Annotated in this window: 28 protein-coding genes; 15 read left to right on the forward strand and 13 right to left on the reverse strand. The window is 64.5% G+C overall.

Going from position 1 to position 25,282, the window contains the following annotated elements; all coding sequences use genetic code 11:
- Positions 1-346: 346 nt before the first annotated feature.
- Positions 347-508, forward strand: a complete 162-nt coding sequence (locus BM118_RS03375; RefSeq protein ID WP_092182201.1) for a hypothetical protein — start codon at positions 347-349, stop codon at positions 506-508.
- Positions 509-613: 105 nt separating this feature from the next.
- Here the strand turns inward: BM118_RS03375 and BM118_RS03380 are convergent, their stop codons facing one another.
- The 3 genes from BM118_RS03380 to BM118_RS03390 form a co-directional block, all read right to left on the reverse strand.
- On the reverse strand, positions 614-1,426 hold the full coding sequence (locus BM118_RS03380) for a hypothetical protein (protein ID WP_092182203.1): 813 nt from the start codon (positions 1,424-1,426) through the stop codon (positions 614-616).
- 172 nt (positions 1,427-1,598) lie between these two features.
- Positions 1,599-1,844, reverse strand: coding sequence for a hypothetical protein (locus BM118_RS03385; RefSeq protein ID WP_092182205.1), 246 nt, complete (start codon positions 1,842-1,844; stop codon positions 1,599-1,601).
- Positions 1,845-1,918: 74 nt separating this feature from the next.
- A complete protein-coding gene (locus BM118_RS03390) occupies positions 1,919-2,155 on the reverse strand; it encodes a hypothetical protein (RefSeq protein ID WP_177233985.1) in 237 nt (78 codons plus the stop codon).
- A 262-nt stretch (positions 2,156-2,417) separates the two neighbouring features.
- Between BM118_RS03390 and BM118_RS03395 the strand changes: the two genes are divergently transcribed.
- Positions 2,418-2,765 (forward strand): DUF6481 family protein, encoded by a 348-nt coding sequence (locus BM118_RS03395; RefSeq protein WP_092182209.1) that lies wholly within the window; start codon positions 2,418-2,420, stop codon positions 2,763-2,765.
- 120 nt (positions 2,766-2,885) lie between these two features.
- Here the strand turns inward: BM118_RS03395 and BM118_RS03400 are convergent, their stop codons facing one another.
- Positions 2,886-3,140 carry a pentapeptide MXKDX repeat protein gene (locus tag BM118_RS03400; RefSeq protein WP_092182211.1) on the reverse strand — a complete coding sequence of 85 codons (255 nt, stop codon included), beginning with the start codon at positions 3,138-3,140 and terminating at the stop codon, positions 2,886-2,888.
- Positions 3,141-3,463: 323 nt separating this feature from the next.
- On the opposite strand from BM118_RS03400, the gene BM118_RS03405 reads away from it, so the two are divergent.
- The 3 genes from BM118_RS03405 to BM118_RS03415 are packed head-to-tail and all read left to right on the forward strand — an operon-like array spanning position 3,464 to position 6,392.
- Positions 3,464-4,486: a TRAP transporter substrate-binding protein gene (locus tag BM118_RS03405; protein WP_092182213.1), complete on the forward strand. Its 1,023-nt coding sequence runs from the start codon at positions 3,464-3,466 to the stop codon at positions 4,484-4,486.
- Positions 4,483-5,037 carry a TRAP transporter small permease gene (locus BM118_RS03410; protein ID WP_092182215.1) on the forward strand — a complete coding sequence of 185 codons (555 nt, stop codon included), beginning with the start codon at positions 4,483-4,485 and terminating at the stop codon, positions 5,035-5,037. Before BM118_RS03405 ends, BM118_RS03410 begins: the two co-directional genes overlap by 4 nt.
- Positions 5,034-6,392 carry a TRAP transporter large permease gene (locus BM118_RS03415; protein ID WP_092182217.1) on the forward strand — a complete coding sequence of 453 codons (1,359 nt, stop codon included), beginning with the start codon at positions 5,034-5,036 and terminating at the stop codon, positions 6,390-6,392. The genes BM118_RS03410 and BM118_RS03415 overlap by 4 nt, the downstream gene beginning before the upstream one ends.
- Positions 6,393-6,540: 148 nt before the next feature.
- On the opposite strand, the gene BM118_RS03420 is transcribed toward BM118_RS03415, so the two are convergent.
- Entirely contained in the window at positions 6,541-7,233 is a 693-nt protein-coding gene (locus tag BM118_RS03420; protein ID WP_092182219.1) for a GntR family transcriptional regulator, read from the reverse strand.
- A 214-nt stretch (positions 7,234-7,447) separates the two neighbouring features.
- Here BM118_RS03420 and BM118_RS03425 point away from each other — a divergent pair, with 214 nt between their 5' ends.
- From BM118_RS03425 to BM118_RS03440, 4 genes are all read left to right on the forward strand, one after another.
- Positions 7,448-8,056 (forward strand): TRAP transporter small permease, encoded by a 609-nt coding sequence (locus BM118_RS03425; RefSeq protein ID WP_092184239.1) that lies wholly within the window; start codon positions 7,448-7,450, stop codon positions 8,054-8,056.
- Positions 8,056-9,321 carry a TRAP transporter large permease gene (locus BM118_RS03430; protein WP_092182221.1) on the forward strand — a complete coding sequence of 422 codons (1,266 nt, stop codon included), beginning with the start codon at positions 8,056-8,058 and terminating at the stop codon, positions 9,319-9,321. Before BM118_RS03425 ends, BM118_RS03430 begins: the two co-directional genes overlap by 1 nt.
- A gap of 23 nt (positions 9,322-9,344) precedes the next feature.
- Positions 9,345-10,328 (forward strand): TRAP transporter substrate-binding protein, encoded by a 984-nt coding sequence (locus BM118_RS03435; protein ID WP_092182223.1) that lies wholly within the window; start codon positions 9,345-9,347, stop codon positions 10,326-10,328.
- A 94-nt stretch (positions 10,329-10,422) separates the two neighbouring features.
- Entirely contained in the window at positions 10,423-11,349 is a 927-nt protein-coding gene (locus tag BM118_RS03440; protein ID WP_092182225.1) for a dihydrodipicolinate synthase family protein, read from the forward strand.
- 175 nt (positions 11,350-11,524) lie between these two features.
- Here BM118_RS03440 and BM118_RS03445 read toward each other — a convergent pair whose 3' ends face one another.
- The 4 genes from BM118_RS03445 to BM118_RS03460 all read right to left on the reverse strand — a co-directional run bounded on the left by BM118_RS03445 (position 11,525) and on the right by BM118_RS03460 (position 17,277).
- Positions 11,525-12,436, reverse strand: coding sequence for a hydroxymethylglutaryl-CoA lyase (locus tag BM118_RS03445; protein WP_092182227.1), 912 nt, complete (start codon positions 12,434-12,436; stop codon positions 11,525-11,527).
- Between the two features lies 1 nt (position 12,437).
- Complete coding sequence (locus tag BM118_RS03450) at positions 12,438-14,465, reverse strand: acetyl/propionyl/methylcrotonyl-CoA carboxylase subunit alpha (RefSeq protein ID WP_177233986.1); 2,028 nt, start codon at positions 14,463-14,465, stop codon at positions 12,438-12,440.
- 4 nt (positions 14,466-14,469) lie between these two features.
- Complete coding sequence (locus tag BM118_RS03455) at positions 14,470-16,074, reverse strand: carboxyl transferase domain-containing protein (protein ID WP_092182231.1); 1,605 nt, start codon at positions 16,072-16,074, stop codon at positions 14,470-14,472.
- A gap of 75 nt (positions 16,075-16,149) precedes the next feature.
- On the reverse strand, positions 16,150-17,277 hold the full coding sequence (locus tag BM118_RS03460; protein WP_092184241.1) for an isovaleryl-CoA dehydrogenase: 1,128 nt from the start codon (positions 17,275-17,277) through the stop codon (positions 16,150-16,152).
- A gap of 147 nt (positions 17,278-17,424) precedes the next feature.
- On the opposite strand from BM118_RS03460, the gene BM118_RS03465 reads away from it, so the two are divergent.
- Positions 17,425-18,453, forward strand: coding sequence for an AraC family transcriptional regulator (locus BM118_RS03465; protein ID WP_092182233.1), 1,029 nt, complete (start codon positions 17,425-17,427; stop codon positions 18,451-18,453).
- Between the two features lie 124 nt (positions 18,454-18,577).
- Here the strand turns inward: BM118_RS03465 and BM118_RS03470 are convergent, their stop codons facing one another.
- Together BM118_RS03470 and BM118_RS03475 are read right to left on the reverse strand one after the other, a co-directional pair.
- Positions 18,578-19,066: an Lrp/AsnC family transcriptional regulator gene (locus BM118_RS03470; RefSeq protein ID WP_092182235.1), complete on the reverse strand. Its 489-nt coding sequence runs from the start codon at positions 19,064-19,066 to the stop codon at positions 18,578-18,580.
- 230 nt (positions 19,067-19,296) lie between these two features.
- Positions 19,297-19,602: an ETC complex I subunit gene (locus BM118_RS03475; protein WP_092182237.1), complete on the reverse strand. Its 306-nt coding sequence runs from the start codon at positions 19,600-19,602 to the stop codon at positions 19,297-19,299.
- Between the two features lie 256 nt (positions 19,603-19,858).
- On the opposite strand from BM118_RS03475, the gene BM118_RS03480 reads away from it, so the two are divergent.
- Together BM118_RS03480 and BM118_RS03485 are read left to right on the forward strand one after the other, a co-directional pair.
- A complete protein-coding gene (locus BM118_RS03480) occupies positions 19,859-21,031 on the forward strand; it encodes an OpgC domain-containing protein (RefSeq protein WP_092182239.1) in 1,173 nt (390 codons plus the stop codon).
- A gap of 160 nt (positions 21,032-21,191) precedes the next feature.
- On the forward strand, positions 21,192-21,590 hold the full coding sequence (locus BM118_RS03485) for a translational machinery protein (protein ID WP_092182241.1): 399 nt from the start codon (positions 21,192-21,194) through the stop codon (positions 21,588-21,590).
- Positions 21,591-21,621: 31 nt separating this feature from the next.
- Here the strand turns inward: BM118_RS03485 and BM118_RS03490 are convergent, their stop codons facing one another.
- Together BM118_RS03490 and BM118_RS42520 are read right to left on the reverse strand one after the other, a co-directional pair.
- On the reverse strand, positions 21,622-21,816 hold the full coding sequence (locus tag BM118_RS03490) for a hypothetical protein (RefSeq protein WP_092182243.1): 195 nt from the start codon (positions 21,814-21,816) through the stop codon (positions 21,622-21,624).
- A gap of 774 nt (positions 21,817-22,590) precedes the next feature.
- The gene (locus tag BM118_RS42520; RefSeq protein WP_283806350.1) at positions 22,591-22,719 is read right to left on the reverse strand and encodes a hypothetical protein; all 129 of its coding nucleotides are present in this window, start codon (positions 22,717-22,719) and stop codon (positions 22,591-22,593) included.
- 40 nt (positions 22,720-22,759) lie between these two features.
- On the opposite strand from BM118_RS42520, the gene BM118_RS42155 reads away from it, so the two are divergent.
- From BM118_RS42155 to BM118_RS03505, 3 genes are all read left to right on the forward strand, one after another.
- Positions 22,760-23,104, forward strand: coding sequence for a hypothetical protein (locus BM118_RS42155; RefSeq protein ID WP_244550042.1), 345 nt, complete (start codon positions 22,760-22,762; stop codon positions 23,102-23,104).
- Between the two features lie 173 nt (positions 23,105-23,277).
- Positions 23,278-23,499: an RNA-binding protein gene (locus BM118_RS03500; protein WP_092182247.1), complete on the forward strand. Its 222-nt coding sequence runs from the start codon at positions 23,278-23,280 to the stop codon at positions 23,497-23,499.
- A 261-nt stretch (positions 23,500-23,760) separates the two neighbouring features.
- Positions 23,761-25,125 (forward strand): DUF6056 family protein, encoded by a 1,365-nt coding sequence (locus BM118_RS03505; protein WP_143099412.1) that lies wholly within the window; start codon positions 23,761-23,763, stop codon positions 25,123-25,125.
- The last annotated feature ends 157 nt before the right edge of the window (positions 25,126-25,282 follow it).

Raw genomic sequence — 25,282 nt, forward strand, 5'->3', positions numbered from 1 at the left:
CGCTTCATCGCCGCCTCGGCTTCGTGCTGTGGATCGTACTTGTGACACATGAGGCGGATTCTAGCCGTCCGATCTGGACAAGTGCATGGCAATTTCGTCCGTATGATTGCGGATAACCAGCGTTGTCGCGAGCGATTTCCACACGCTTACATTGTGCAGGATATGAAACTGCACCCGCGGTTTTAAAACGCGCCACGGCGACCGTGCGACGCCCATACCGCACGAAACCGTGAGACCCGGCGTCATCCAGACGGATGTGAATTGCGTCACAGCCAGCGCCCGGCGCCTCGGCTAGAACATCTCAGTGCTCCCAAAGGCGGGAGAAAGCACGGGTGGTCTTGCGGTCATGACACGAGAAGCAGCAGCCGAGGCTCACGTCCCCACGCAGCGAAAAAGGCCCGACGTGTTCGGCGTCACCTTTCTTGCGACTATCGGCATCGTGATGCTGGCGTGGATCGCAGGCCTGGTCTGGGGCCTCATGGCGTTCATGACCTGGCTGGTGTCTTGAGGCGCGAGGCGATCGGTCATTCTGCCGCGGCGCCAGGATGACAAACCGGGACAAAAAAGAAGCGGGCCTTTCGCCCGCCTCTTCGTTTCAGAGCTGCCTGGAATCTCAGTAGCACGCGCGGGGATCGGCCTGCACATACTGGCCGCTCGGATAGCGGTAGTAGCAATTGCCCTCGGCCAGATAGTAGCCGGGACGCGAGGCAGCGGTCGCACCGGCGATCGCGCCGGTGGCGCCGCCGATCACGGCGCCTGCGGCGGCGCCCGACGCGTTACCCGAGATCAGGCCGCCGAGCACACCACCGACAATGGCACCGCCAAGCGCGCTCGCACCGGGATCAGCCGGCGGCGGCGGAGGCGGCGGTTCGTAGGCAACGGGCGGCGGGGCGTAGGCGACCGGCACGTCGTCGTAATACTCCTCCGAGATATAACCGGGCGGACCGGCCATCCGCTGCGGATAATAGTACCAGACGCCGCCGACATCCCACCACCAGCCGGAGCGGCCGTTGTGGACCTCGTGGCGCCAGCGCCCGCCATCCCAGGCGACATTGCCGCGATAGGCGTGCCCGCCCCAGTCGCGCGCCGGTGCGGGACCCCTGGCGTAATTACGGCCGGGCGGCGGACCGCCCGCATTGCGCGGGCCAGGAGCTGGACCGGCAGCTGGGCCGGCACCAGGACCTGGATGACCGGGCCCCGCATGGGGCTGGCCGCCGGGCTGCGGCGCAGGCCGGGCCGCCTGCTGCGGCGGCGGGCCCTTGCGCATGTTCTGATTGTTCTGGGGCGGTGCGCCCGCGGCTCGCCCTGCCGGCGGTTGGCCCGCGTCCTTCGGCGGCCGGGCTTCCTGCGCCTGCGCCGAGAGCGCGAGCAGCGACATGGCCGAAACCAAGGGAATGATGATCTTCATACGGCTGGACGCACTCATGCGTGCTTGACCCCCTACTCTTTCGATTGCCGTGGTCCCAGCGCGATAGGCGATTCGCCGCGCGCTGGGCTGATGCCGGCTGACATAACTGGCCTGCCTGATCGGCGAAGTCCCGTTACAAATGATTAAGATCACGGCATTTTTTGGCTCTATTGGGCGTGCTTGAGCACTGCTAGCGGGCCGGCTCGATCACGTTGCAATTGCTCCGCCCCGACATCAGGCAGTCCTGCATCTTGCTGGCGGCGGTGAGATCGCGGGCAAGCCACCAGCCGACGCCGAGGATCACGATCGCGATGATCAGGCCGGCGACCGCGCCGCGGCGGTTGTCACCGGATTGAGGTGACGCGGATCTGGGCCTGTCACCCGGTTCGGGCTTTGGCTTTGGCTTTGGCTTTGGCTTGGACTCGGGCTTGGTCATGACGGACTGATCGCGGGGGGCGAGCCGGCTTTAACACCTCTGCGGCGTCGCGTCACATCGCAATCAGCTCCGGTTCAGCCGCGGGTCGCCCGGATCGCATCCTTGCGTGAGGTTTCGACCGCGGGGATCGACTCACGGACGCGTGGTGCGCAGGTCGTGAGCACGAATGCGGTCTGGCTGCACTCCCAGCCGGCGCCGAGGACGGCACTTTCGATCGGCTGCGGACGGGCGAGCAGCAGCGCGGCGGCCGCCGCAGCGACCACCACGACAGTGATTGCAAGCGCCTTCAGGCTCAATCGGAAGATAGTCATGCCCGTGCTCCGTCTTGCTGGCGCGGACGCTAGGCGCCGCACCGCATGCTCCCTTATGAGGGACATCACAATTCGGCAGTTTTTCCGGGCTACGAGAGATCGTCGGGGGGCGATTTTCGTCTACCTGATCGGCTGCGAATTGGGTGGCGTTGCGACGCGCGGCGATGTACACGCATGTGCGTCGCGTGGCGCCCGCTATGCCCAGCCGACGTACCAACACGCAGTGATGTAGGGTCGAAAGCGAGGAAGACAAGGCTCGTCGATGAGTGGATTCAGGGAACCCGGTTTTGCAGACCGGCAAAAGGCGGCGCAAGACGCCCGCAAAAATCTTTTGAACAAATTCAAATCCCAGCCCGGGCCAGATGATCCGTCGGTTGCGGCGAAGCGTGCCGAGCGCGAGGCGCTCGCGGCCAAGCGCGCCGAGGCAAAGGCTGCGCGCGAGGCCGAAAGGGCCGAGCAGAAGCGACTTGAGGAAGAAGCCAAGTCCGCCGAAGCTGCGCGACTTGCGCGTGAGGCCGAGGAAGCGGCCTCCAAGGCGGCTGCGCTCGAGGCTGAACAGAAGGCCAAGCGCGACGCCCGCTACGCCGCCCGCAAGGCCAAGCGCAAGTAACGTTCACAAATCACGTTCAATTGAACTAGACATCGCTCCGGGGGCGGTCCACCTGACCGCCCCCGGACTTTCGAGAGCGCGCGTCTGCCTTGCGCAAACGCCTCCCGCGACGACGGAAGATCAGTTCTTCTTCATCATCCCGTCATCTTTCTTCATCCCGTCCTTCGACATGTGATCCTTCTTCATGCCGTCGTCCTTGGTCATGGCATCCTTCTTCATGCCGTCCTTGGACATCGTGTCCTTCTTCATCATACCGTCCTCCTTGCCCATCTTGTCGCCCATCTTGTCTTGGGCAAAGGCGGCCGGCGACAGCGCGAGGCCAAGCGAGAGAGCGGCAGCCGAGACGCCGAGCGCGATGCGGGTGCGGATGGTCATGACTAGTCTTCCCTTCGAGATGGTGTTTGTCAGCGACGGACGCCGCTATTCAATCTCGACGGATTGCCACGCGGCGTTGTTACGCGGTCGCAGATAAATTTCTGCGCGCCGCCGCCGTCCATCGTTCGGCGTAGCCTGCGGGGAACGGAAGTGTGCAGCGCAGCACGGCCGACACTTGCCGCGGCATTCGGTCTCGAACTATCAGATGAGAGAACATCGGGCGAAAGACCGGCTAGGATGGGCCTCTGCGCCGGTCTCACAAGGCCCGACCCAAATCACACCAAACAAGAACCGTTCAAAAAAACGTTCAAGGGAATCACACCATGCTCACGCGCCGCCACCTGATCGCGACCGCCGTCGCCGCACCCGCCATTCTCCGCTTCGGCACCGGCACCGCGCATGCCGCCACCACGCTGAAGATCTCGCATCAATTCCCGGGCGGCACCATCGACAAGGGCGATTTCCGCGACCGGCTGTGCCGCATGTTCGCCGCCGAAGTCGCCAAGCGCAGCAATGGCGACATTGCCGCTGAGATCTATCCGAACTCCTCGCTGATCAAGACCAACGCGCAGTTCTCCGCGATGCGCAAGGGCGCGCTCGACATCTCGCTCTATCCGATGCCTTACGCCGGCGGCGAACTGCCCGAGACCAATATCGGCCTGATGCCGGGCCTCGTCACCACCTACGACCAGGGCATGCGCTGGAAGAAGGAGCCGGTCGGCAAGGCGCTCTCGGACTTCCTCGCCGACAAGGGCATCATCCTGCTCACCTGGGTGTGGCAGGCCGGCGGCCTCGCCAGCCGCTCCAAGCCGATCGTCGTGCCGGAAGACGCCAAGGGCATGAAGGTGCGCGGCGGCTCGCGCGAGATGGACATGGTGCTCCAGACCGCCGGCGCCTCGGTGCTGTCGGTGCCTTCGAACGAAATCTACGCGGCGATGCAGACCGGCGCCTGCGACGCCGCTCTCACCTCCTCCACCAGCCTGATCTCGTTCCGCCTCGAAGAGGTCGCGAAGTCGCTGACATCAGGCGCGGGCGCCTCCTACTGGTTCATGCTCGAGCCCTTGATGATGTCGAAGGCGATCTTCGACAAGCTGCCGAAGAACCAGCAGGACGTGCTGCTCGCGGTCGGCACCGAGCTCGAAGCCTTTGGTCGCAAGGGCGCGCAGGACGACGACGTCGAGGTCGCCAAGGTCTACGAGAAGGCCGGCGCCAAGGTCTCGGTGCTCGATGCCGCGACCGTCGGCAAGTGGCGCGACATCGCCCGCGACACCGCGTGGAAGGATTACGGCGCCAAGACCGCCACCTCCGCGAACCTGCTCAAGCTCGCCTCCGACGTCTCGGCATGAGCCACGGTCCGCTTCCGGATCGTGACGACCAGGCAAACGCTGCCGCAAGGACCGGCCTTGCGGCGGCGATCGATCGCGGTCTCGCCATCCTCAACAGCATCATCATCGTGTTCGCAGCGATCGCGCTGGTCGCGGCCTGCGCCATCCTGAGCTACAGCGTGCTCAGCCGCGCCTTGTTCAAGGCCGCGAACTACTGGCAGGACGAGGCCGCCGTGTTCCTGCTGGTCGGGGCGACCTTCATGACGGCCGCCTATGTGCAGCAGAACCGCGGTCATATCGGCATCGAGGCCTTCGTCGGCCTGCTCTCGCCGCTGGCGAACCGGATCAGGCTCTGGCTGGTCGATGCCGCGACATTCCTGTTCTGCGCCTTCTTCACCTGGAAGTCCTGGACGCTGGCCCATGAGGCCTATGTCGATGGTCAGGTCTCGAACTCGATGTGGTCGCCGCCACTCGCCATTCCCTATTCGCTGATGGCGTTCGGCATGAGCCTGCTCTGCGTCCAGATTCTCGTGCAGCTTGCGCTGCCTTTCGCAGGAGCCAAGCGTCCATGAGCGTTTTCGGTATCGGCCTCGCCTACGCGATTGCGACGCTGCTGGTGATGTTCTCGGGCATGCCGATCGCCTTCGCGCTCGGCGCGGTCGCGGTCGTGTTCATGGGCATCTACATGCCATCGGCCTCGCTCGATACGGTGACCCAGAACGTCTACGAGGAAATGGCCTCGATCACGCTTCTGTCGATCCCGCTCTTCATCCTGAAGGGCGCGGCGATCGGCAAGTCGCGTGCCGGCCAGGATCTCTATTTGGCCCTGCATGCCTGGCTGCACCGCGTCCCCGGTGGGCTCGGCGTCGCCAACGTGTTCGCCTGCGCGCTGTTCGCGGCAATGGCTGGCTCCTCGCCCGCGACCTGCTCCGCGATCGGCTCGGCTGGCATCCCCGAGATGCGCAAGCGCGGCTATTCCGGCGGCTTTGCCGCCGGGATCATCGCCGCCGGCGGCACGCTCGGCATCCTGCTGCCGCCCTCGATCACCATGATCCTGTTCGCGGTCGCGGCGGAAAAGTCCCTCGGGCGCTTGTTCCTTGCCGGCATCGGTCCGGGCCTGCTGCTGGTGTCCCTGTTCGGAGCCTATGCCGTGATCCGCTTCCGCCGGGAATATGCAGCGGCTGAAGCCATCTACAAGAATGGCGGACCGGAAGCCGCAATCCTCGCCCGCGACGACTACACGCTGGCCGAACGCTTCAGCGTGCTGCCGCGCGTGATCCCGTTCGTGCTGCTGCTCACCGGCGTCATGATCGCGCTCTATGGCGGCTACGCCACGCCGTCGGAGACCGCAGGCCTCGGGGGCCTCCTGGCGCTGGCGCTGATCGCGGCGATCTACAGCGTGTGGCGGCCGAGCGACCTTGCGCCCATCATGAAGTCGACGATCCGGGAATCGACCATGCTGATGATGATCATCGGCATGTCGCTGCTCTACTCCTACGTGATGAGCTATCTGCACATCTCGCAGTCGGCCGCCGAATCCGTCGTCGCGATGCACCTGCCGCGCTGGGGCCTGTTGTTCGCGATCCTCGTCATGGTCGTCGTGCTCGGCTTCTTCCTGCCGCCGGTCTCGATCATCCTGATGACGGCGCCGATCATCCTGCCGCCGCTGCGCGCGGCGAACTTCGACATCATCTGGTTCGGCGTGGTCATGACCATCGTGATGGAGATGGGGCTGATCCATCCACCTGTCGGCCTCAACATCTTCGTCATCCGCAACGTCGCGCCCGACATCCCGCTGAGCGAGGTGATCTGGGGCACCCTGCCCTTCGTGCTCCTGATGATGCTCGCGGTGCTGCTGCTCTGCTTCGTGCCTGAAATCTCGACCTGGCTGCCGGACCTGGTGATGGGGCCCGACGGCAGCAGGTAGCGGCAATCGCAACTGCCGGTAAGGTGGGCAAAGATCGTAGGGTGGGTTAGCCTTGCGGATGCGCGCAGCGCAGTCCGCGAGGCGTAAGCCACCTCTTCTGCTTCCGCGGAGACACACGGTGGTGGGTTACGCCTTCGGCTAACCCACCCTACGATTGCGGCTTGCGCCGCGCACGCGGCGCGAGCGCGCTGCCGGCCACCACCTGCAACAGATCCTTGCGCACGGCCTCGATGTGCCGTTCCAGGAAGCGGCAGGCTTCATCGACCTTCTCCGCACGGCACAGTGCGATCAGATGGGCGTGCTCTTTCTCGGCCGTCCCCATCGCCTTGGTGTTGGAGAGCTGGAGGCGCGTGTAGCGGTCGCTGGTCTGAAGCAGCGACAGCACGATAGCGCGCGTGCGCGGCTGCGGCGCGTGTACGTAGAGCGCCATGTGGAAGTCGGCGTTGAGCTGGCCCCATTCGCTGACATTGCGCGCCTTGATCGCCTTCTCGAAGTGCTTGTGGATGTCGTCGAGCCCCTCGAAATCATCCGCGGTGAAACGCGGCGCCGACTGTGCCAGCAGGCGCGGCTCAAGGATGCGGCGCAGATCGAACACGTCGTTGATCTCGTCCAGCGACAGCTCCGAGACGATGGCGCCCTTTTGCGGAACGATCCGCACCAGCCCTTCGGCCTCGAGCTGGAATAGCGCCTCGCGCACCGGAATGCGGCTGACGCCATAGGCATCGCCAAGCGCATCCTGGCGCAGCTGCGATCCGGCCGGATAGGTGCCGTCGAGGATCGCCTGCCGGAGCTGGTCCACGATCGCCGCCGACAGGGTGCGATGCTTCAGAGGCTGTTTCATCTGACCTTCTGTTGTCCTTCCCGACTCGTCGGCGCGAAGCGGTCCCTCTCTTGCATGTTGGCGTGCTCAGCAAAAGTGAGGTGCCCAGCAAAAGCGCGTCCTGCCGCCGAAATGACCGCAATCTCCGTTTGACACCCAAAATGTATAAATTATACATTTGGCCTTGGCACGAGAAATCTTGCGGGGGTTGGGGCCTTTGATGATCGAAGGGACGATGCCGGAAACGCGCGCATTCAGCGCGCGGCGGATTGTGATCAGGGCGTCGAGCGCGCTGCTGGCCTTCGAGCGTCTCGCGCTGATGGGCCTGATGTACCTGCTCACCGGCCTGATCCTGGTGAACGTCGTCACCCGCTATTCGCACTTCCCGATCTACTGGATCGATGAATCCGCTGTTTATTGCGTGGTCTGGCTGACCTTCATCGGCGCCTCCGCGATGACGCGGCTGCGGCTCGACTTCGCGGTCACGATGCTGACGGAGCGGCTTTCGCCGCGGCACCAGAAGCTCGCCAAGGTCATCTCGACCGGCCTCGTCGTGGTGTTCGGCGTCGCCCTGATCATGACCTGCGTGCTCTGGATGGATCCGATCGGCCTGGCACGCGCCGGCTTCGACGGGCGCAAGCTCGCGGCCGAGACCTTCAATTTCCTCTACACCGAGCACACCCAGACGCTGAACTGGCCGACCTGGGTGCTCTATTTGACGCTGCCGATCTTCGCGGTGTCGATGACCATTCACGGCCTCGCCAATCTGCTCGAAGATCTCGAGCTGGTCCCGCGCACGCCACTGATGGGCTTTCAGCTCTCCGAGCTCGACGGGGTCAACTGATGATCACGTCTGCCGCCTTCGTCGCGATCATGCTGGTCGGCGTGCCGATCGGGCTCTGCCTGTGCCTCGCCGGCCTCGTCTATATCGCCGCATCGGGCAATCCGGTGCTGTTCCAGTCCTATCCGCTCCAGCTGTTCGGCGGCGTCGACAGCTACGGCCTGATCGCCATTCCGCTCTTCATCCTGATCGGCGAGATCATGAATGGCGGCGGCATCACCCGCCGCATCGTCGACATGGCGATGGCGTTTGTCGGTTCGCTGAAGGGCGGGCTCGCCTACGTCAACATCCTCGCCAACATGTTCATCTCCTCGATCCTGGGATCTGCGACCGCGCAGGTCGCGATCATGGCCCAGATCATGGTGCCGGAGATGGAGAAGAAGGGATACGACAAGACTTTTGCGGCGGGACTGACCGCCTATGGCGGCATGCTCGGGCCGATCATCCCGCCCTCGGTGATGTTCGTGGTCTACAGCGTGCTCGCGCAGGTCTCGGTCAGCGACATGCTGATCGCCGGCATCGTGCCGGGCGTCATCCTCACCGTGATGTTCTGCCTCGTCATCGCGCTGATGGGATACATCTACAATTATCCCCGCGCCGACTATCAGACGCCGCGCCAGCGCGTGATGACGATCGTGCGGACCTCGCCGACCCTGCTGATCCCGATCGTCATCGTCGGCACCATCCTTAGCGGCCTCGCCAACGCAACAGAGTCCGCTGCCGTCGGCGCGGTCGCCGCAGCCCTGGTCGGAAAATACTGGACCAAGGAGTTCGAATTCTCGCAGCTGCCCCAGATGATGCTGCGCAGTGGCATCTATTCCGCGATCGTGCTGTTCCTGGTGGCCGCCGCCGCGGTGTTCTCGTGGGTCCTGATCTTCGGCAAGGTGCCGCAGGAGACCGCGGCGTGGATCCAGACGGCCGCCAAGGACCCGATCAGCTTCATGCTGATCTGCAACGTCATCCTGCTGGTGATCGGCACTGTCATCGACGGCATTCCCGGCCTGATCATGACGGTGCCGATCCTGCTGCCTGTTGCAACCGACGTCTACCACATCGACCCCAGGCATTTCGGCGTCGTCGTGGTGATCAACCTGGTGCTCGGCCTGTTGTCGCCGCCGGTCGGGCTCTGCTTCTTCGTCGCGGCCGCCGTCACCGGCGCCAAGCCCGGCAAGATGTTCATGGTGACGCTGCCCTTCTTCGTCATCTCCTGCGTCCTCCTGGTGCTGCTCTCGCTCTACCCGTCGCTCTCGCTGATCCTCGTCAAATAGGCCCGTCCAAAAGGAGCCCGACCATGTTGCTTTCACGTCGCCGCTTTCTCGCCGCCAGCGCAGCCGCATCGGTGTTCGCGCCGTCGCTGGCGCTCGCCCAGGCCAAGGAATTCCGCCTCGGCCTGATCACGCCGAACGGCCATTCCTGGAACAAGGCCGCGATCAAATTCGGCGATGACCTCAAGGCAGCCACCAACGGTCGCCTGACGCTGACCGTGTTCCATTCCGGCCAGCTCGGCAACGAGCCCGCGATGATGCAGCAATTGCAGTCCGGTGCGCTCGACATGGGCTTCATCCAGGCCGCCGAGCTCGGCTCGCGCGTGCCGCACATCGCCGCGATCAATGCGCCCTACATCGTCCGCTCGACGCCGGCGGTGGCGAAATTCGTGCGGCATCCGGCGGCGGTGAAGCTGTTCGACGTGCTGCCGCAGGAGACCGGCACGATCGGGCTCGGCTGGGGCATCACCGGCATGCGCGCGGTGTTCTCGTCCAAGGACCTGACCTCGCTCGCCGACATCAAGGGCATGAAGCTGCGCATCAACCCGACGCCGGTCTATCGCGATTTCTATTCCTCGCTCGGTGCCGCGCCGACGCCGATCCCGACGCCCCAGGTGTTCGACGCCATGGCCAACGGCCAGGTCGACGGCCTCGAGGCCGATCTCGAATTCTCCTGGAACCAGCGCTTCGACAAGGTCTCGAAGGTCATCCTCCAGATGAACGCCGTCTTCATGCCGATGGCTGCGGTGGTCTCGGGACGGGTCTGGCAGACGCTGCCGGCCGCCGACCGCGAGCTGATCACCAAGACGATCAAAACCACACTCGACGCGCAGATCGACGAGCTCGCCGGCAACGAGCCGGCCCTGATCGAGAACTTCAAGAACGCGCCGATCCCGATCCGTCAGGTCCCGGCCGGCGACACCGAGGCGGTCATTGCCGAGTTCGACAAGATCTGGCTGCCCAAGGCTCCGGTCCTCGCCGAATTGCGCAAGGTCGGCGCCACGCTCTGATCCCCCATCCTCTTCACCACGGCCGGCGGATCCAGCCCCCCGCCGGCCAAATCACACGCCAAATTCACACGTCAGATTCGCTTGGAGTTAGACCATGAGCCGCCGCGTTACCTGGGAAGGCGTCTTCCCGGCCGTCACCACGCAATTCCACGACGATCTCTCGCTCGACATCGATGCGACCGCGAAGGTGATGGACGGGCTGATCCGTGACGGCGTCTCCGGCCTGATCGTCTGCGGCTCCGTCGGTGAGAACACCTCGCTGGAGCGCAAGGAGAAGGTCGCGATCATGGAGACGGCGAAATCCGTCGCTGCCGGCCGCGTGCCCGTGCTGTGCGGCATCGCCGAATTCACCACGGCCTTCGCGGTCGAGACGGCGAAGGAAGCCGCGCGCGTCGGAATCGACGGCGTCATGGTGATGCCGGCGCTGGTCTATTCGTCGAAGCCGCACGAGACCGCCGCGCATTTCCGCGCCGTCGCTACCGCGACGGACCTGCCCGTAATGCTCTACAACAATCCGCCGATCTACAAGAACGACGTCACCCCCGACATCCTGGCTTCGCTCGCCGACGTCGAGACGGTCGTCTGCTTCAAGGATTCCTCCGGCGACACAAGGCGCTTCATCGACACAAGGAACATGGTCGGCGACCGCTTCGTGCTGTTCGCAGGCCTCGACGACGTCATCGTCGAGAGCGTCGCCATGGGCGCGGTGGGGTGGGTCTCCGGCATGTCGAACGCCTTCCCGCGCGAGGGCGAGACGCTGTTTCGCTTGGCCAAGGCCGGTCGCTATGCCGAGGCGATGCCGCTCTACGAATGGTTCATGCCGCTCTTGCATCTCGACGCGCGCCCGGACCTCGTCCAGTGCATCAAGCTGTGCGAGCACATCATGGGCCGCGGCACCGCGCTGACCCGTCCGCCGCGCCTCGCACTGCTGCCGCAGGAGAAGGCCGAGGTCGAGGCCATGATGGTCAAGGCACTCAAGAACCGTCCGCGTTTGCCTGATGTTGGCCTGAAGGCCGCCTGACGAAAGCTCTCTCAGTCGTCATTGCGAGGAGCCCGCGACAAAATTGCAAGGCAATTTTGCGCTGGTGCGACGAAGCAATCCAGACTATTTCCGCGGCGGGATTCTGGATTGCTTCGCGGAGCCTGTCATCGGGCCGCGCTTTGCGCGGACCCGTTGGCTCGCAATGACAGCGACTTTACGAAGCTACCCGCTTCTTCTTGGCGTTCAGTGCAGACGCCACGCGGCTCACGGGCGGCTTGCCCAGCACGGCACTCATCTCGTTCGTGGCGGCCAGCAGCCGGTCCATATCGACGCCGGTGCTGATACCCATACCTTCGAGCATGTAGACGACGTCCTCGGTCGCGACATTGCCGGTCGCGCCGGGGGCATAGGGGCAGCCGCCGAGGCCGCCCGCAGCCGCATCGATGACACGGACACCCTCCTCCAGCCCGGCATAGAGATTGGCGAGCGCCTGGCCGTAGGTGTCATGGAAATGCATCGCGAGTTTGGCGGCGGGAATGTTGCCACTGACCGCGCGCAGCATCTCCTTCGCCTTATCAGGCGTGCCGACGCCGATGGTGTCGCCGAGCGAGATCTCGTAGCAGCCGAGGTCCCATAATGTCTTCGCAAGATCGGCAACGGCCTTCGGCTTGATCTCGCCGTCGAACGGACAGCCCAGCACGCAGGAGATATAGCCGCGCACTTTGACGCCGTCGGCCTTGGCGCGTGCCAGCACCGGCTTGAACCGCTCGATGGATTCCGCGACCGTGCAGTTGATGTTGGCCCGGGAAAAGCCCTCGGAGGCCGCCGCGAACACGGAGACCACTTTCGCGCCCGCGGCGCGCGCGGCGTCATAGCCCTTCTCGTTCGGCACCAGCACGTGGAATTCGGCGCCAGTCATGTGGGCAACGCCGCGCAGCACGGCATCGGAGCTTGCCATCTGCGGGATCGCCTTGGGCGAGACGAAGGCGCCGACCTCCACCGTATTGAGGCCGGCTCCGACCAGCGCCTCGACGAAGGCGATGCGGGCCTCGACGCTGACGGGCATCTTCTCGTTCTGGAGGCCGTCGCGCGGCCCCATTTCGATGATGCGGACCGGATCGCTCATCTCATTCTCCCGACGGCTCGACCACGGCGAGCTCGACGCCTTCCTGCACGATGTCGCCGACCTTGCACTTGATCGACGTCAGCACGCCGGCATAGGGCGCGCGCAGCGTCTGCTCCATCTTCATCACTTCGAGGGTGAGGATCGGCGCGCCCTTCTCCAGCGTTGCGCCCTCCTCGGCCAGCACGGCGACGACCGTACCGGGCAAGGGTGCCGCGATCTTGTCCGCGCCGGCCTGCTCCTCGGTCTCGCCGCCGAACGGATCGACCCAATGCAGGTCGAAGCGGCCGTTGCGCGTACGCAGGTACAGCTCATGGCCGTCGATCACGGCCGCGACGGCCGATTTGACGCCGTCGAGCGTCAGATCGAAGCCGCCATCCTTCGGTGCAATCGCGAATGCCAGCTCGCGGTCGCCGATCACCAGCGTCGACGGGCCGCTGCCATAGTTCAGCGTGATCTTCTGCTCGGGCCCATGACCAACGCCATGACCAACACCATGTCCGGCGCGGAAGGCAAAATGACGCTGACGGCGGCCGACCGGCATCCAACCAAAGGTCTGCCACGGCGAATGCGCGCCCACTTGCGCTGCCTGCCGCTCGTCGTTGACAACAGCGGCGACCGCAGCACACAGCTCGAGCTCGCCGGGCGCCGGCGTGGCCTGCGTCAGCACCGCCAGCTCGCGCTCGATGAAGCCGGTGTCGATCGCATTCGCCCGCACTTTTTGATGCGTGATCAGCGCCGACAGGAACGGGATATTGGTGACGATGCCGCGGACGTCGGAGTCCTCCAGTCCGCGGTTCAGCCGCTCGATCGCGACATCCCTCGTCGGTGCCCACGCGATCATCTTGGCCAGCATCGCATCGTAATAGGGCGAGACGCTGTCGCCTTCGCGATAGCCGGCATCGATGCGGAGGCCCCCGGTTTCCGCCGGCAGCCGCCAGGTCGAGATCCTGCCGACCGAGGGCATGAAGTTCTTGGTCGGATTCTCGGCGTAGACGCGCGCCTCGACCGCGTGGCCGTTGAGGCGGATCTCATCCTGCCTGAGCGGCAGCGCCTCGCCGAAGGCGACACGCAGCTGCCATTCGACGAGATCGATCCCCGTGATCAGCTCGGTCACGGGATGCTCGACCTGAAGGCGCGTGTTCATCTCGATGAAGAACACGTCCTTGCCGTCGGAGACGAACTCGATCGTGCCGGCGCCGACATAGTTCACCGCGCCCGCCGCCTTGCGCGCCGCGGCGCAGACCGTCTCGCGCTGTGACGCATTGAGGGTTGGCGACGGCGCCTCCTCGATCACCTTCTGGTGCCGGCGCTGGAGCGTGCATTCGCGCTCGAACAGCGAGAGCAGGTTGCCGTGGCTGTCGCCGATGATCTGCACCTCGATATGCCGGGGATTGTCGACATATTTCTCGATCAGCATGCGGTCGTCGCCGAACGCGGCCTTGGCCTCGCGCTTGGCGCTGACGATCGCAGGCCCAAGCTCGGCGGCCGAGCGCACGATGCGCATGCCGCGGCCGCCGCCGCCGGCGGACGCCTTCACCAGAATGGGGAAGCCGATCTTGTCCGCCGCCTTCGCCAGCGTCGCCTCGTCCTGGGCTTCGCCGTGATAGCCGGGCACCAGCGGCACGCCGGCCTTCTCCATCAGCGCTTTCGAGCCGGACTTCGAGCCCATCGCCGTCATCATTCCGGCGGTCGGCCCCACGAAGACCAGCCCCGCATCGAGGCAGGCATGCGCAAACTCGGCATTCTCCGACAGGAAGCCGTAGCCGGGATGCACGGCCTCCGCGCCGGTCTTTCGCGCGGCCTCGATCAGCCGCTCGACGTTCAGATAGCTGTCGCGGGCCCGTGCAGGCCCCAGCAGCACGGCCTCGTCGGCGAGCGCGACATGCATCGCGTCGCGGTCGGCCTCGGAATAGACCGCAACCGTGCGCAGGCCCATGGCGCGCGCGGTGCGGATGACGCGGCAGGCGATCTCGCCGCGGTTGGCGATCAGAAGGGTGCGAAAACGCCGGTAGAGCTTTGAGCGGTCCATCGCATCACATCCTGAACAGGCCGAATTTCGTGGGCTCGATCGGCGCATTCGACGCCGCCGAGAGGCCGAGGCCGAGCACGAGCCTGGTGTCGGCCGGGTCGATCACGCCGTCGTCCCACAGCCGCGCGGTCGCGTAATAGGGATGGCCCTGGCTCTCATATTGCGCGCGGATCGGCTCGCGGAATTTATCTTCCTCGTCCTTGGACCAGCTATCGCCCCTGGCCTCGATATTGTCGCGCCGGACCTGGCTCAGCACCATCGAGGCCTGCTCGCCGCCCATCACCGAGATGCGCGCGTTCGGCCACATCCACAGGAAGCGCGGCGAGTAGGCGCGGCCGCACATGCCGTAATTGCCGGCGCCGTAGGAGCCGCCGATCACCACGGTGAATTTCGGCACCGAGGCGGTCGCGACCGCCGTCACCAGCTTGGCGCCGTCGCGCGCGATGCCGCCGGCCTCGTATTTCTTGCCGACCATGAAGCCGGTGATGTTCTGCAGGAACACCAGCGGAATGCCGCGCTGGCAGCACAGCTCGATGAAATGCGCCCCCTTCAGCGAGCTCTCGCTGAACAGGATGCCGTTATTGGCGATGATGCCGACCGGATAGCCCCAGATATGGGCGAAGCCGCACACCAGCGTCGTGCCGTAGAGCTTCTTGAACTCGTCGAACTCCGACCCGTCCACGACGCGGGCGATGATGTCGCGCACGTCGAACGGCTTCCTGCCGTCGACGGGCACCACGCCGTAGATTTCCTCCGCAGCGAACAGCGGATCGCGCGGCGGATGCATGTTGAGGTTCGGCCGGCTCGACGGCTTCAAGGTGCCGACGATGCGCCGGGCGATGCCGATCGCATGGGCGTCGTTCTGGGCGTAGTGATCGGTCACGCCTGATTGCCGCGAATGCACGTCGGCGCCGCCGAGCTCCTCCGCGGTCACGACCTCGCCGGTCGCCGCCTTCACCAGCGGCGGGCCGCCGAGGAAGATGGTGCCCTGGTTGCGCACGATGATGCTCTCGTCCGACATCGCAGGCACATAGGCGCCGCCGGCGGTACAGGAGCCCATCACGATCGCGATCTGCGGGATGCCTAGCGACGACATCTGCGCCTGGTTGTAGAAGATGCGGCCGAAATGGCGCTCGTCCGGAAAGATCTCGTCCTGGAGCGGCAGGAAGGCGCCGCCGGAATCCACCATGTAGACGCAGGGGAGATTGTTCTGCCGCGCGATGTCCTGCGCGCGTAGATGCTTCTTCACGGTCATGGGGTAATAGGTGCCGCCCTTGATGGTGGCGTCGTTGGCGACGATCACGCATTCGCGGCCCGAGATGCACCCCACCCCCGTGACGACGCTCGCCGAATGCACGTCACCGCCATAGAGGCCGTAGGCCGCCAGCGGCGACAGCTCCAGAAACGAGGTCCCGGGATCGACCAGCAGGTCAACGCGCTCGCGCGCCAGCATCTTGCCGCGCGAGGTGTGGCGGTTGCGCGAGACCTCGCCGCCGCCGCCGGCAACCTGACTGAGCTTTTCGCGCAAGTCTGCGACAAGGGAGCGCATGGCCTCGGAATTGCGCGCAAAGTCTGATGAAGACGGATCGATGCTGGAATGGAGCGGCATGTTGTCCCGCGTTTCTGGTGATCTGGTGAGAGACGGCGGCCAGGTTGGACCGCGGCAATTTCAATTGCGCCGGACTTACGCCGTCTCGGCCATCAGCTCGCGGCCGATCAGCATGCGGCGGACCTCGGATGTACCCGCGCCGATCTCGTAGAGCTTGGCGTCGCGCCACAGACGTCCAACCGGAAATTCGGATGTGTAGCCGACGCCGCCGAGCGCCTGGATCGCCTCGCCCGCCATCCACGTCGCCTTCTCGGCGGAATAGAGGATCGCCGCCGCGGCATCCTTGCGCAGGGTCCGCGCGTGGTCGGCGCGGTCGCAGGCGCGCCCCACCGCATAGACATAGGCGCGCGTGGCCTGCCAGGTCGCATACATGTCGGCGAGCTTGCCCTGCATCAGCTGGAAGTCGCCGATCGGCTGGCCGAATTGCTTGCGCTCGTGCATGTAGGGCACCACCGCGTCCATGCAGGCCGCCATGATCCCGAGCGGGCCGCCCGACAGCACCGTGCGCTCATAGTCGAGGCCGGACATCAGCACCTTGACGCCCTCGCCCGCCTTGCCGAGCACGTTCTCTTCCGGCACCTCGCATTCATCGAAGAACAGCGGATAGGTGTTGGAGCCGCGCATGCCGAGCTTGTCGAGATGCTGGCCGTGGGTGAACCCCTTGAAGCCTTTCTCGACCAGGAAGGCGGTCATGCCGCGCGGGCCGGCCTCCGGATCGGTCTTGGCGTAGACGACCAGTACATCGGCGTCGCCGCCATTGGTGATCCACATCTTGGAGCCGTTGAGCACGTAGCGGTCGCCGCGCTTGTCGGCGCGCAGTTTCATCGAGACGACGTCGGAGCCGGCACCGGGCTCGGACATCGCGAGCGCGCCGACATGCTCGCCGGAGATCAGCTTGGGCAGATAACGCTGCCGCTGCGCGTCATTGCCGTTGCGGCGGATCTGGTTGACGCAGAGGTTGGAGTGGGCGCCGTAGGAAAGACCCACGGCTGCGGAGCCGCGCGAAATCTCCTCCATGGCGACGATATGGGCGAGATAGCCCATGTTGGAGCCGCCATATTGCTCCGGCGCGGTCATGCCGAGCAGGCCGAGGTCGCCAAGGCGCTTCCAGAGGTCCGCCGGGAACAGGTTGGCCTTCTCGATCTCGGCGGCGCGCGGGGCGATCTCCGCCTCCACGAAGGCGCGCAGCGTGTCGCGCAGCATGCTGATGTCTTCGCCCAGATCGAAATCGATGCTCGGGATGTTCAAGGCGATTCCTCCGTATTCTTGTCGGGTCCGAACCTACCCCCGCCCAGGCGTCCTGGCGGTCGAAAAGGTTGCATTTTCCGCCAAGTTTGGCGAGGATTTTTCATGCCGTCCCAAGCCGCAACCGCGACGCCGCGCCGCGCCATGACCCCAGCCGCCTTCGTCCGCGGCGTGGTTGCCGCTTATGCCCTTTACGGGCGGGATCCGGCCGAAGCATTGGGCAAGGGGCAGGTCACCGAGGACCTCGTTCGATCCCAGGACGGACGGGTGACGGCGGCCCAGTTCGAGGCGCTGGCCGGCCACGCCATGCGCGAGCTCGACGACGAGGCGCTCGGCTGGTTCTCGCGCCGGCTGCCTTGGGGAACCTATGGCATGCTGTGCCGCGCCTCGATCACGGCCCCCAATCTCGAAGTCGCGCTCAAACGCTGGTGCCGGCATCATCGCCTGCTGACCGAGGACGTGCTGTTCGAGCTCTCGCTTGGTGATGAGACTGCGACCATCTCCCTTCGCGAGCAGCGCGATCTCGGCCATTTGCGCGAATTCTGCCTCGTCACCCTGCTCCGCTATGTCCTCGGCTTCTCCTGCTGGGCGGTCGATTCCGCGATCGCGCTGCGCGCGGCCGAGTTTCCCTTTTCCGAGCCGGGCCACGTCTCGGTCTATCCGACGATCTTCTGCAGGCATTTGAGCTTTGATGCGGATGGCGCCCGCATCGTGTTCGACAAGCACTATCTTTCGCTGCCGCTCACGCGCAGCCCGGCCGATCTCGACAACATGCTCAAGGGCGCGCTGAGGCTGACCGTGCTGCCCTATCGGCGCGACCGGCTGCTGGTCGAGCGCGTGCGTCGCGTGCTGCGCAACGCGCGCGGACGCAGTCTCGGCGCCGAGGATGTCGCAAGCGAGCTGGCGCTCTCCACCCGCACCATGCACCGGCGCCTGCGCGAGGAGGCGACCTCGCTGCGCGATCTCAAGGAAGAAGCGAAGTTCGAGCTCGCCAAGCAGGAGCTGATGCGTGGCCGCACCCCGATCAAGCGGATCGCGGAGATCGCCGGCTTCCGCAACGAGAAGAGCTTCTCGCGCGCCTTCCGCAGCTGGACCGGCGCCTCGCCGCGCGAGTTTCGCGGACGGTACCGCTAAGGCCTGCGCGAGGCCGCGGCCCCGGCAGGACTTCCCAAATCACATGTCACAGTTAGGTGAGATACTAATGTGTCAGTATTCGGCTTTTGTGAAATTCCCGATCGATCCACGCAAGGGCGTCCCCCTATCCTGCCGGCGCCGCGACCGCCTGCAACGGCAGCGGCACGTCCTTCGCGACGCCCAACACGGGGAAGCTGCGGACGTTCTTGACATCAGGCATCGCGGCGAAGTGCAGCAGCTGCTGGCGCATGCTCTCGACGCTCGGCGCGACGCATTTCAGGAGATAATCGGTGTCGCCCGAAATGCGCCAGCACTGCTGGATGCGCGGGATCGCGGCGATCGAGCCCTCGAACGCCTCCAGCACCGGCTGGGCCTGGCTGCCGAGCTGGATCGAGACGAACGACACCACCTCATAGCCGAGCAGCCGCTCGTCGATGACGGCGCGCACCGCCCGGATCACGCCGCGGCTGAACAGCGACTTCAACCGCCGCAGGCAGTTCGGCGCGGACACGCCGACGCGTAGCGCCAGCTCGTTGTTGCGCACCCGCCCGTCCTGCTGGAGCTCGGATAAGATCTTCAGATCGACGCCGTCGAGCTGGTCACGCCCGGCCATACCCCACCTCGCCCTGAGCCTGTCATGCGCGGCAGCGAAGCATGGGGTGGAATTGCTGCCAAGGGCCTCGACGGCCGGCTGCCTCTCGCCATGGCCGGCCGCAGCCGTCCGAAGGACGGCGTCGCTTCCGCTCGCCCATGTCCCGGCCAGCCACGTTCTTCACCCTCCCGCCAAAACGTGGATGCCCGGGACAAGCCCGGGCATGACGACGTCTTGGACGAGAATGGTCTTTAATGCGTCCAGGGCTCGCCGCGCCGGAACGAGAAATTGTCGGCATAGGCAACCGGCCGGCGGATCGAATCCTGGGGCTCGATCACCTGGTAGGCGATGCCCTTGCGCTCGCAATAGGCGACCGCCTCTTCCTTGCTTTGGAAGCGCAGCGTGATCTGCTGCTTCATGTCGCCGGACGAGGTCCAGCCCATCAGCGGCTCGACCGCGCGCGGCTGCTCCGGCTCGTAGTCGAGCTGCCATTCCCGGGTCTTGGACCGGCCGGATTGCATCGCGTTCTTGGCGGGCTTGAAAATGCGTGCGGTCATGGGTCGTCCGGGCCTTTTTGTCTTTTCGTTCGATTTCGATGCGTCAGGGTGGCAGTTGGTGGAAACCTCAGGGATAGTATAGAGACACCGATCGGGAACTGATCGGTGATTCCGGCCCCCCGGTCACCCTCACCGACGGTATAGTCATTATGCTGCACCGTGACAATTCCGTACCCGCCTTCCGCGCCGGGATTCCGCCCGGCCGCACTGCCTCGCCGACATCAGCGCATTTGTCCCCTCCGAGAGCTCCCGTCGCATGGCCTTCCTGAACATCAACGCCACGCTCCCCGAAAAGGGCCGTGATCTCAGGCTCGACCTGTTTCGCGGCGTCGCGAACTGGGCGATTTTCCTCGACCACATCCCCGAAAACGTCGTGAACTGGATCACGACCCGCAACTACGGCTTCTCCGACGCGGCCGACCTGTTCGTCTTCATCTCCGGCTACACCGCCTCCTTCGTCTATGCGCGGATGATGCTGGACCGCGGCTTCATCGTCGGCGCCACGCGCCTGACCAAGCGGGTATGGCAGCTCTACGTCGCCCACATCATCCTGTTCGTGATCTACATCGCCTCGATCAGCTATCTGGCGCTGCGCTTCGGCGATTCAGAGATGATCAACGAGTTCAACGTCGCCGGCCTCGTCGACAACGCTACCGAGACGCTGCGCCAGGGCCTGTTCCTGCGCTTCAAGCCGCTCAATCTCGACGTGCTGCCGCTGTACATCGTGCTGATGGGCCTGTTTCCGCCGGTGCTGTGGTTCATGCTGCGCAAGCCCGACCTGACGATGGCGCTGTCGATCGTGCTGTGGCTCGCCGCGCGCCAGTTCGGCTGGAATCTGACCGCCTATCCGGCCGGCCAGTGGTACTTCAACCCGTATTGCTGGCAGGTGCTGTTCGTGTTCGGCGCCTGGTGCGCGATGGGCGGCGCTCGGCGCTCGATGACGCTGATCAATTCGCCGATCACGCTGTGGCTTTGTCTCGGTTATATGCTGTTCGCGCTGATCATGACCATGGCTGGCCGCTTCCCCGCCTTCGGCGGCATGTTCCCGGAATGGCTGTTCTCGGCCTTCAACCCGAACGACAAGACCAACCTCGCGCCTTACCGCTTCCTCCATTTCGTCGTGATCGTGATCCTGGTGATCCGCTTCGTGCCGAAGGACTGGCCGGGCCTGGAGTGGAAGGTGTTCGACCCTCTGATCGTGTGCGGCCAGCAGTCACTCGCGGTGTTCTGCGTCGGCGTGTTCCTGTCCTTCGTCGGCCATTTCGAGCTGTCGATGAGCTCGGGCTCGCTATTCGCGCAGCTCTTCGTCAGCATCGCCGGCATCGCGATCATGACGACCGTGGCCTATTACATCTCGTGGTCGAAGAAGCAGGACAAGCCGCTGAAGCCGCCGCCGGCCAAGCCGGCAGCAGAGGCGAAGGCCGCCTAAGCCGGAACGTCCGCTCGTCCAGGTGGGCCGTTCCGCGGCCGGTTCGGCCGGGATCGGATTGACCTGCGTCAACCAGGGCCGGTGCCGGCCGACCTAGTGTCGCCGCGACTCGCGCCGCCGCACCGACGTCGGCGCCTCCTCCCGGACAAGGCCAAAGCACATGCCCTCTCATTTTCACGCCGTGGTATGGATCGACCACTCGCAGGCCCGGATCTTCCATCTCGGCCTGAGCGGCTCCGACGAAATCACGCTGCATCCGCATCTGGCGACGCGCCACCTCCATCACAAGGCCAATGAGATCGGCAGCGGCCATGCCGCGCCCGACAAGACGTTCTACGCTGAGGTGACCAAAGCCCTCGCCGATGCCGGCGAAGTCCTGATCCTCGGCCCGGCCAACGCGAAGACCGAACTCGCCAGCCACATCCGCGCCCACGCGCCAGATGTCGCCAAGCGGATTGCCGCAGTGGAGGCGGCCGATCATCCCTCCGACAGCGAGATCATCGCTTACGCAAAACGTCACTTCAAATTGCCGCTGCCGCGCGTGCAGGCACCAACCTGAATGAGGGATGACGATTTACGATCGCATCGCTTCAGGCCGCCTCTTCGCCGTCGAACTCGGTGAATTTCCTGTAGATCCAGTCGCGGCCGTCGTGCCGGCGCCAGACCTTGCCATAAACGAGCTGCCCATTGATCGAGCGGCGCGGCACGATCACGGTCCAGAGGTGCCAGATTTCGGTCCAGCTCGACTGCGGACTGACGGTTTTGAAGTTGCGATCGAAAGACATGACGCAGAACTCACAGGATACGCGCGCCGCGACGAACTGTGATCTCGTGTGAGCACGGATTCCAGGCAGCCCATCGCGCGCCGGCGCCAATCTGATAACAGTCGCCAAAGTGGCCGCAACAACCGCTCGCCCTTAACCTAACCCATCAACCTTACCTGTCGTGAATCGGTCGCCGGACTGGTTGAAAGCCGGCGCCGGTTTTTCTACAATGCAAGCGTGATTTGAGAACAGGCGCGCCATTTTCGGGACGCGTCATGAATTTGAAATGACGTCGCGTTTTTAGAGAACCTGGAATTTTTGAAAATGAATTTGCAGTGTGCATGTCTGCGCTTGGCGGTGCGATCGACCCCGCCCGTCCCGGCCGTCGGGACGTCAGCTCATGAGCCGCCAAAGGCCGCCAACGACAACCAGACGGTCTGGCCGTTCGTGCCGTTTCCGTCCGGCTGGCACGCGTCGGGCTGATTGGCCAATTCTGAAGAACGTGACGCCTGAAAAGCGCAACGCCGCACAAGCGGAATATTATCGCTTGGCGGCGTCCGTTAGGTATTGGGCGCTGAAATCCCCAACATCCATATGTCTGTGGCGACAGCCAAAGGTTCGATGAATCTTTGGTAATTTTGCGCTGGCCCGCCCGCGCCAATGCCTTGAAAAATCGTGCGGAAGTCGTGCTGCGCAAGGAACGAACGAAACGTCTTCAGGCCGGGGTCAGGCGCGAGCCGCGCAAGCTTTTCAGCACGCATACGCCGCGCGGCCCGCTGCGGCGATCGAGCCCGGCTAGACGGCGGCGGCGCTGGCGCTGGCGCTGGACGTGCTGTCGGATGCGCTCGTGGCGTTGGTGCCGAGCGATCCTTGCGCATTGTAGGTCTGTCCGGCCTGATTGCCTTGACTGCCTTGCGCGCTCACGGACGTCTCGACCTCGGTCGTACCGTCGGAATAGGTGGTCGTGGTGGTGGTGACGCCGTCGATGGTGATGGAGACCTCGCTGACGACGGTCTTCGCCGAATTGCCACTGCCTCCCGATCCCGAACTTCCCCCCGCCGATTGCGACGATGACGTCTCCGACGTCGAGGACGTCGCCGATGCCGCCGACGTCGACGATGCCGCCGTGGTCGATGAGGCCGACGACGTCGCGGTGGACGGGGACGTCGTTACCGCCGCACTGGCTGATGCAATCGCGCTGATCGACATGAAAACCCTCGCTGAAGGAGATCCCGGGTGCAGCGCCGGTTGCGCGCCCTATCCGCTCCTTCAACGCGCCGGGCCTGCAAAGCAGGCGCCGGCAGCGTGAAAAATTCGATCCGGTACGCATTTTCCGAGCCGGACGGCAGCAACCAATCGCCGCACGGCGCGTTGCAGCGTTTTCCCATCCGTCCAGGGCACCGGCGCGCGCCAACGATCGGCGCGCGTGTCATGGATGGACGGTCATCTCGTCTCACGTCCGTGTGAGCTGGAGCGCGGTCGGTGAATTTCGTCGAGCGAGAAGAGACCAATGAACAACGGGCCGCAAGGCAGGGGGACACTGTGAGCCAGATCGATACGACCGAGAAACTCCCGGAGGCGCCGGAGCCCGAAAACTCGCTGTTCGCACTGTGCGGACTTGGCGTCGCGGGGATCGTCATGCTGGGCTGGATCTGCGCCCTCGCCTGGATCGCCTGGCGCCTCGCCGATTGGCTGTTATTCTGATCCGCGGCTGTGGCGCCATAGAAGCTGCCGTGTCATGTTTCTGCCGCCGGCCAAATCCGCCAGTTCCCGCAGGGGGCGTGGCGGAAACCTTCATAAGGAACGCCATGTGGAATGCCGCTTGCGTCCCGCGGGAGTTCGTCTATCGATTGCCGCCGATTCTTGATAAATTCCTTCTATGACTCGTTGGGAAATTTAATGGGGCGGCACTACGACCGAGCTCGGTGGCCTTGGGTTCTTGCTGCCCTCCCGCCCGCGCTTTTCGTGCTCTTCTTCCTCGTGTTGACGGTCCTTGCGGACCCGCAGCACGACGACTTCTGCTTTTCACACCGTTATCTCGAGCAGGGGCTGACCTCGATCCGGGGCTTTTACGGGGAGCTCGGAGGTCGGATCGTAGCCTATGGTCTCATCGACGTTCCTGCTGCCATCTCGCAAGCGACAGGCCTAAGTCTGCTGTCGGCCTATTCTCTGACCATGGCAACAGGCGCAGTTGCTTTCCTCGCCGGCTGCATGGCCGCGGTCGCGCGTGCATGGCCGCGCATTCGCGGGCTGCCATCGATTTTCCTCGGTCTCGTTTTCGCTGCTGCGGTGCTGGGTGCTTCGACGAGCGTACGTGATCTGCTCTACTGGCTGCCCGGCGTGGCCTGCTACGTGCCCCCCGCGATCGTTTGCATCCTGATTTTGGCTGAATGCCTTCGGGCCCTCGACAGCAAGATGGAGTTTTCGTCCGCTGCGATCCTTTGGATGGCGGCCGGCGGCTTCGTTGCAGCTCTGTGCAACGAGTATACGGGCATATGGCTCGTCGCGATTCTCGTGGGCTCAACCGTCGCGCGTCGCATGCTCGAGCAGAAGATGCAGATCGGTGCTCACGCGCTGATCGCAATTGCCGTCACGGCCGGCTGGGTGATCGTTGTTGCAGCCCAAGGTAACAGCGCACGTATGGCGCAGTTCGCCGACCGGGGTCATATCGGCCATTCGCTCCTCGAGGGGCTGCGTTTCGGGATGGTGCAATTCGGACAATTCCTGCGCGAACCCGCGGTGATCGCTTGGCTGGTCGCCGTCGCCGCCTTGACGTACGCAATCCCTGATCGGTCCGAGGCCGCTCATCCCCGTGCGCGCTTCCTGGCGCCCGGCATCATCGTTCTCTGTCTGGCCTGTTGCTACCTCGAATACTTCGCGCACTATTATTCGACGGGGATTCGGTTGGTTGAACGGGCGCAAAACCAGGCGCTGATCCTGCTTCTTTTCGGCTCCGGCCTGTCTGCTTCCTTACTGGTCCGAACCTATCGCAGTCCGCTGGAGCGGATGATTGCGCAGAGCACGACCATCTCGTCCCTCAGCTCGGGACCCCTTCCCGTCACCCTGGCTTTTCTTGTCGCTGCATTGCTCCTGCTTAGCAAAACGGCGTTCCTGGTCTACGCGGAAGGATCGAGCCTGTACCCGTACTGGCGGGAAACAGTCGCGCGGCACCGGCTTCTTGCAACCACCGGCGCTTCGGTCGTGACAGTGCCGAAGCATCGATGGACGCCGTCTCTGCTGCTGAGTGCCGACGTGATGGTGAATACGGATTGCATCGCCAAATATTTTGGCAAAGCCAAGCTGATCGTCGTTGAGCCTCCAGCAGATTGATCGCGATGGCGGCGAACGATCAGGGCTGCGGCAGACGGCCTCGTCCCCGGCATCTTCCCAATTCGAATTTGCCGGGAAGGCCGGACGTTCCTGTCTTGCCGTAAGTGTTTGAAATCACTGGTCGGGGCAGCTGGATTGGTTCTGCCCCTACCAAAAA

Source organism: Bradyrhizobium sp. cf659 (assembly GCF_900113725.1).
In the GTDB taxonomy this organism is placed as follows: domain Bacteria; phylum Pseudomonadota; class Alphaproteobacteria; order Rhizobiales; family Xanthobacteraceae; genus Bradyrhizobium.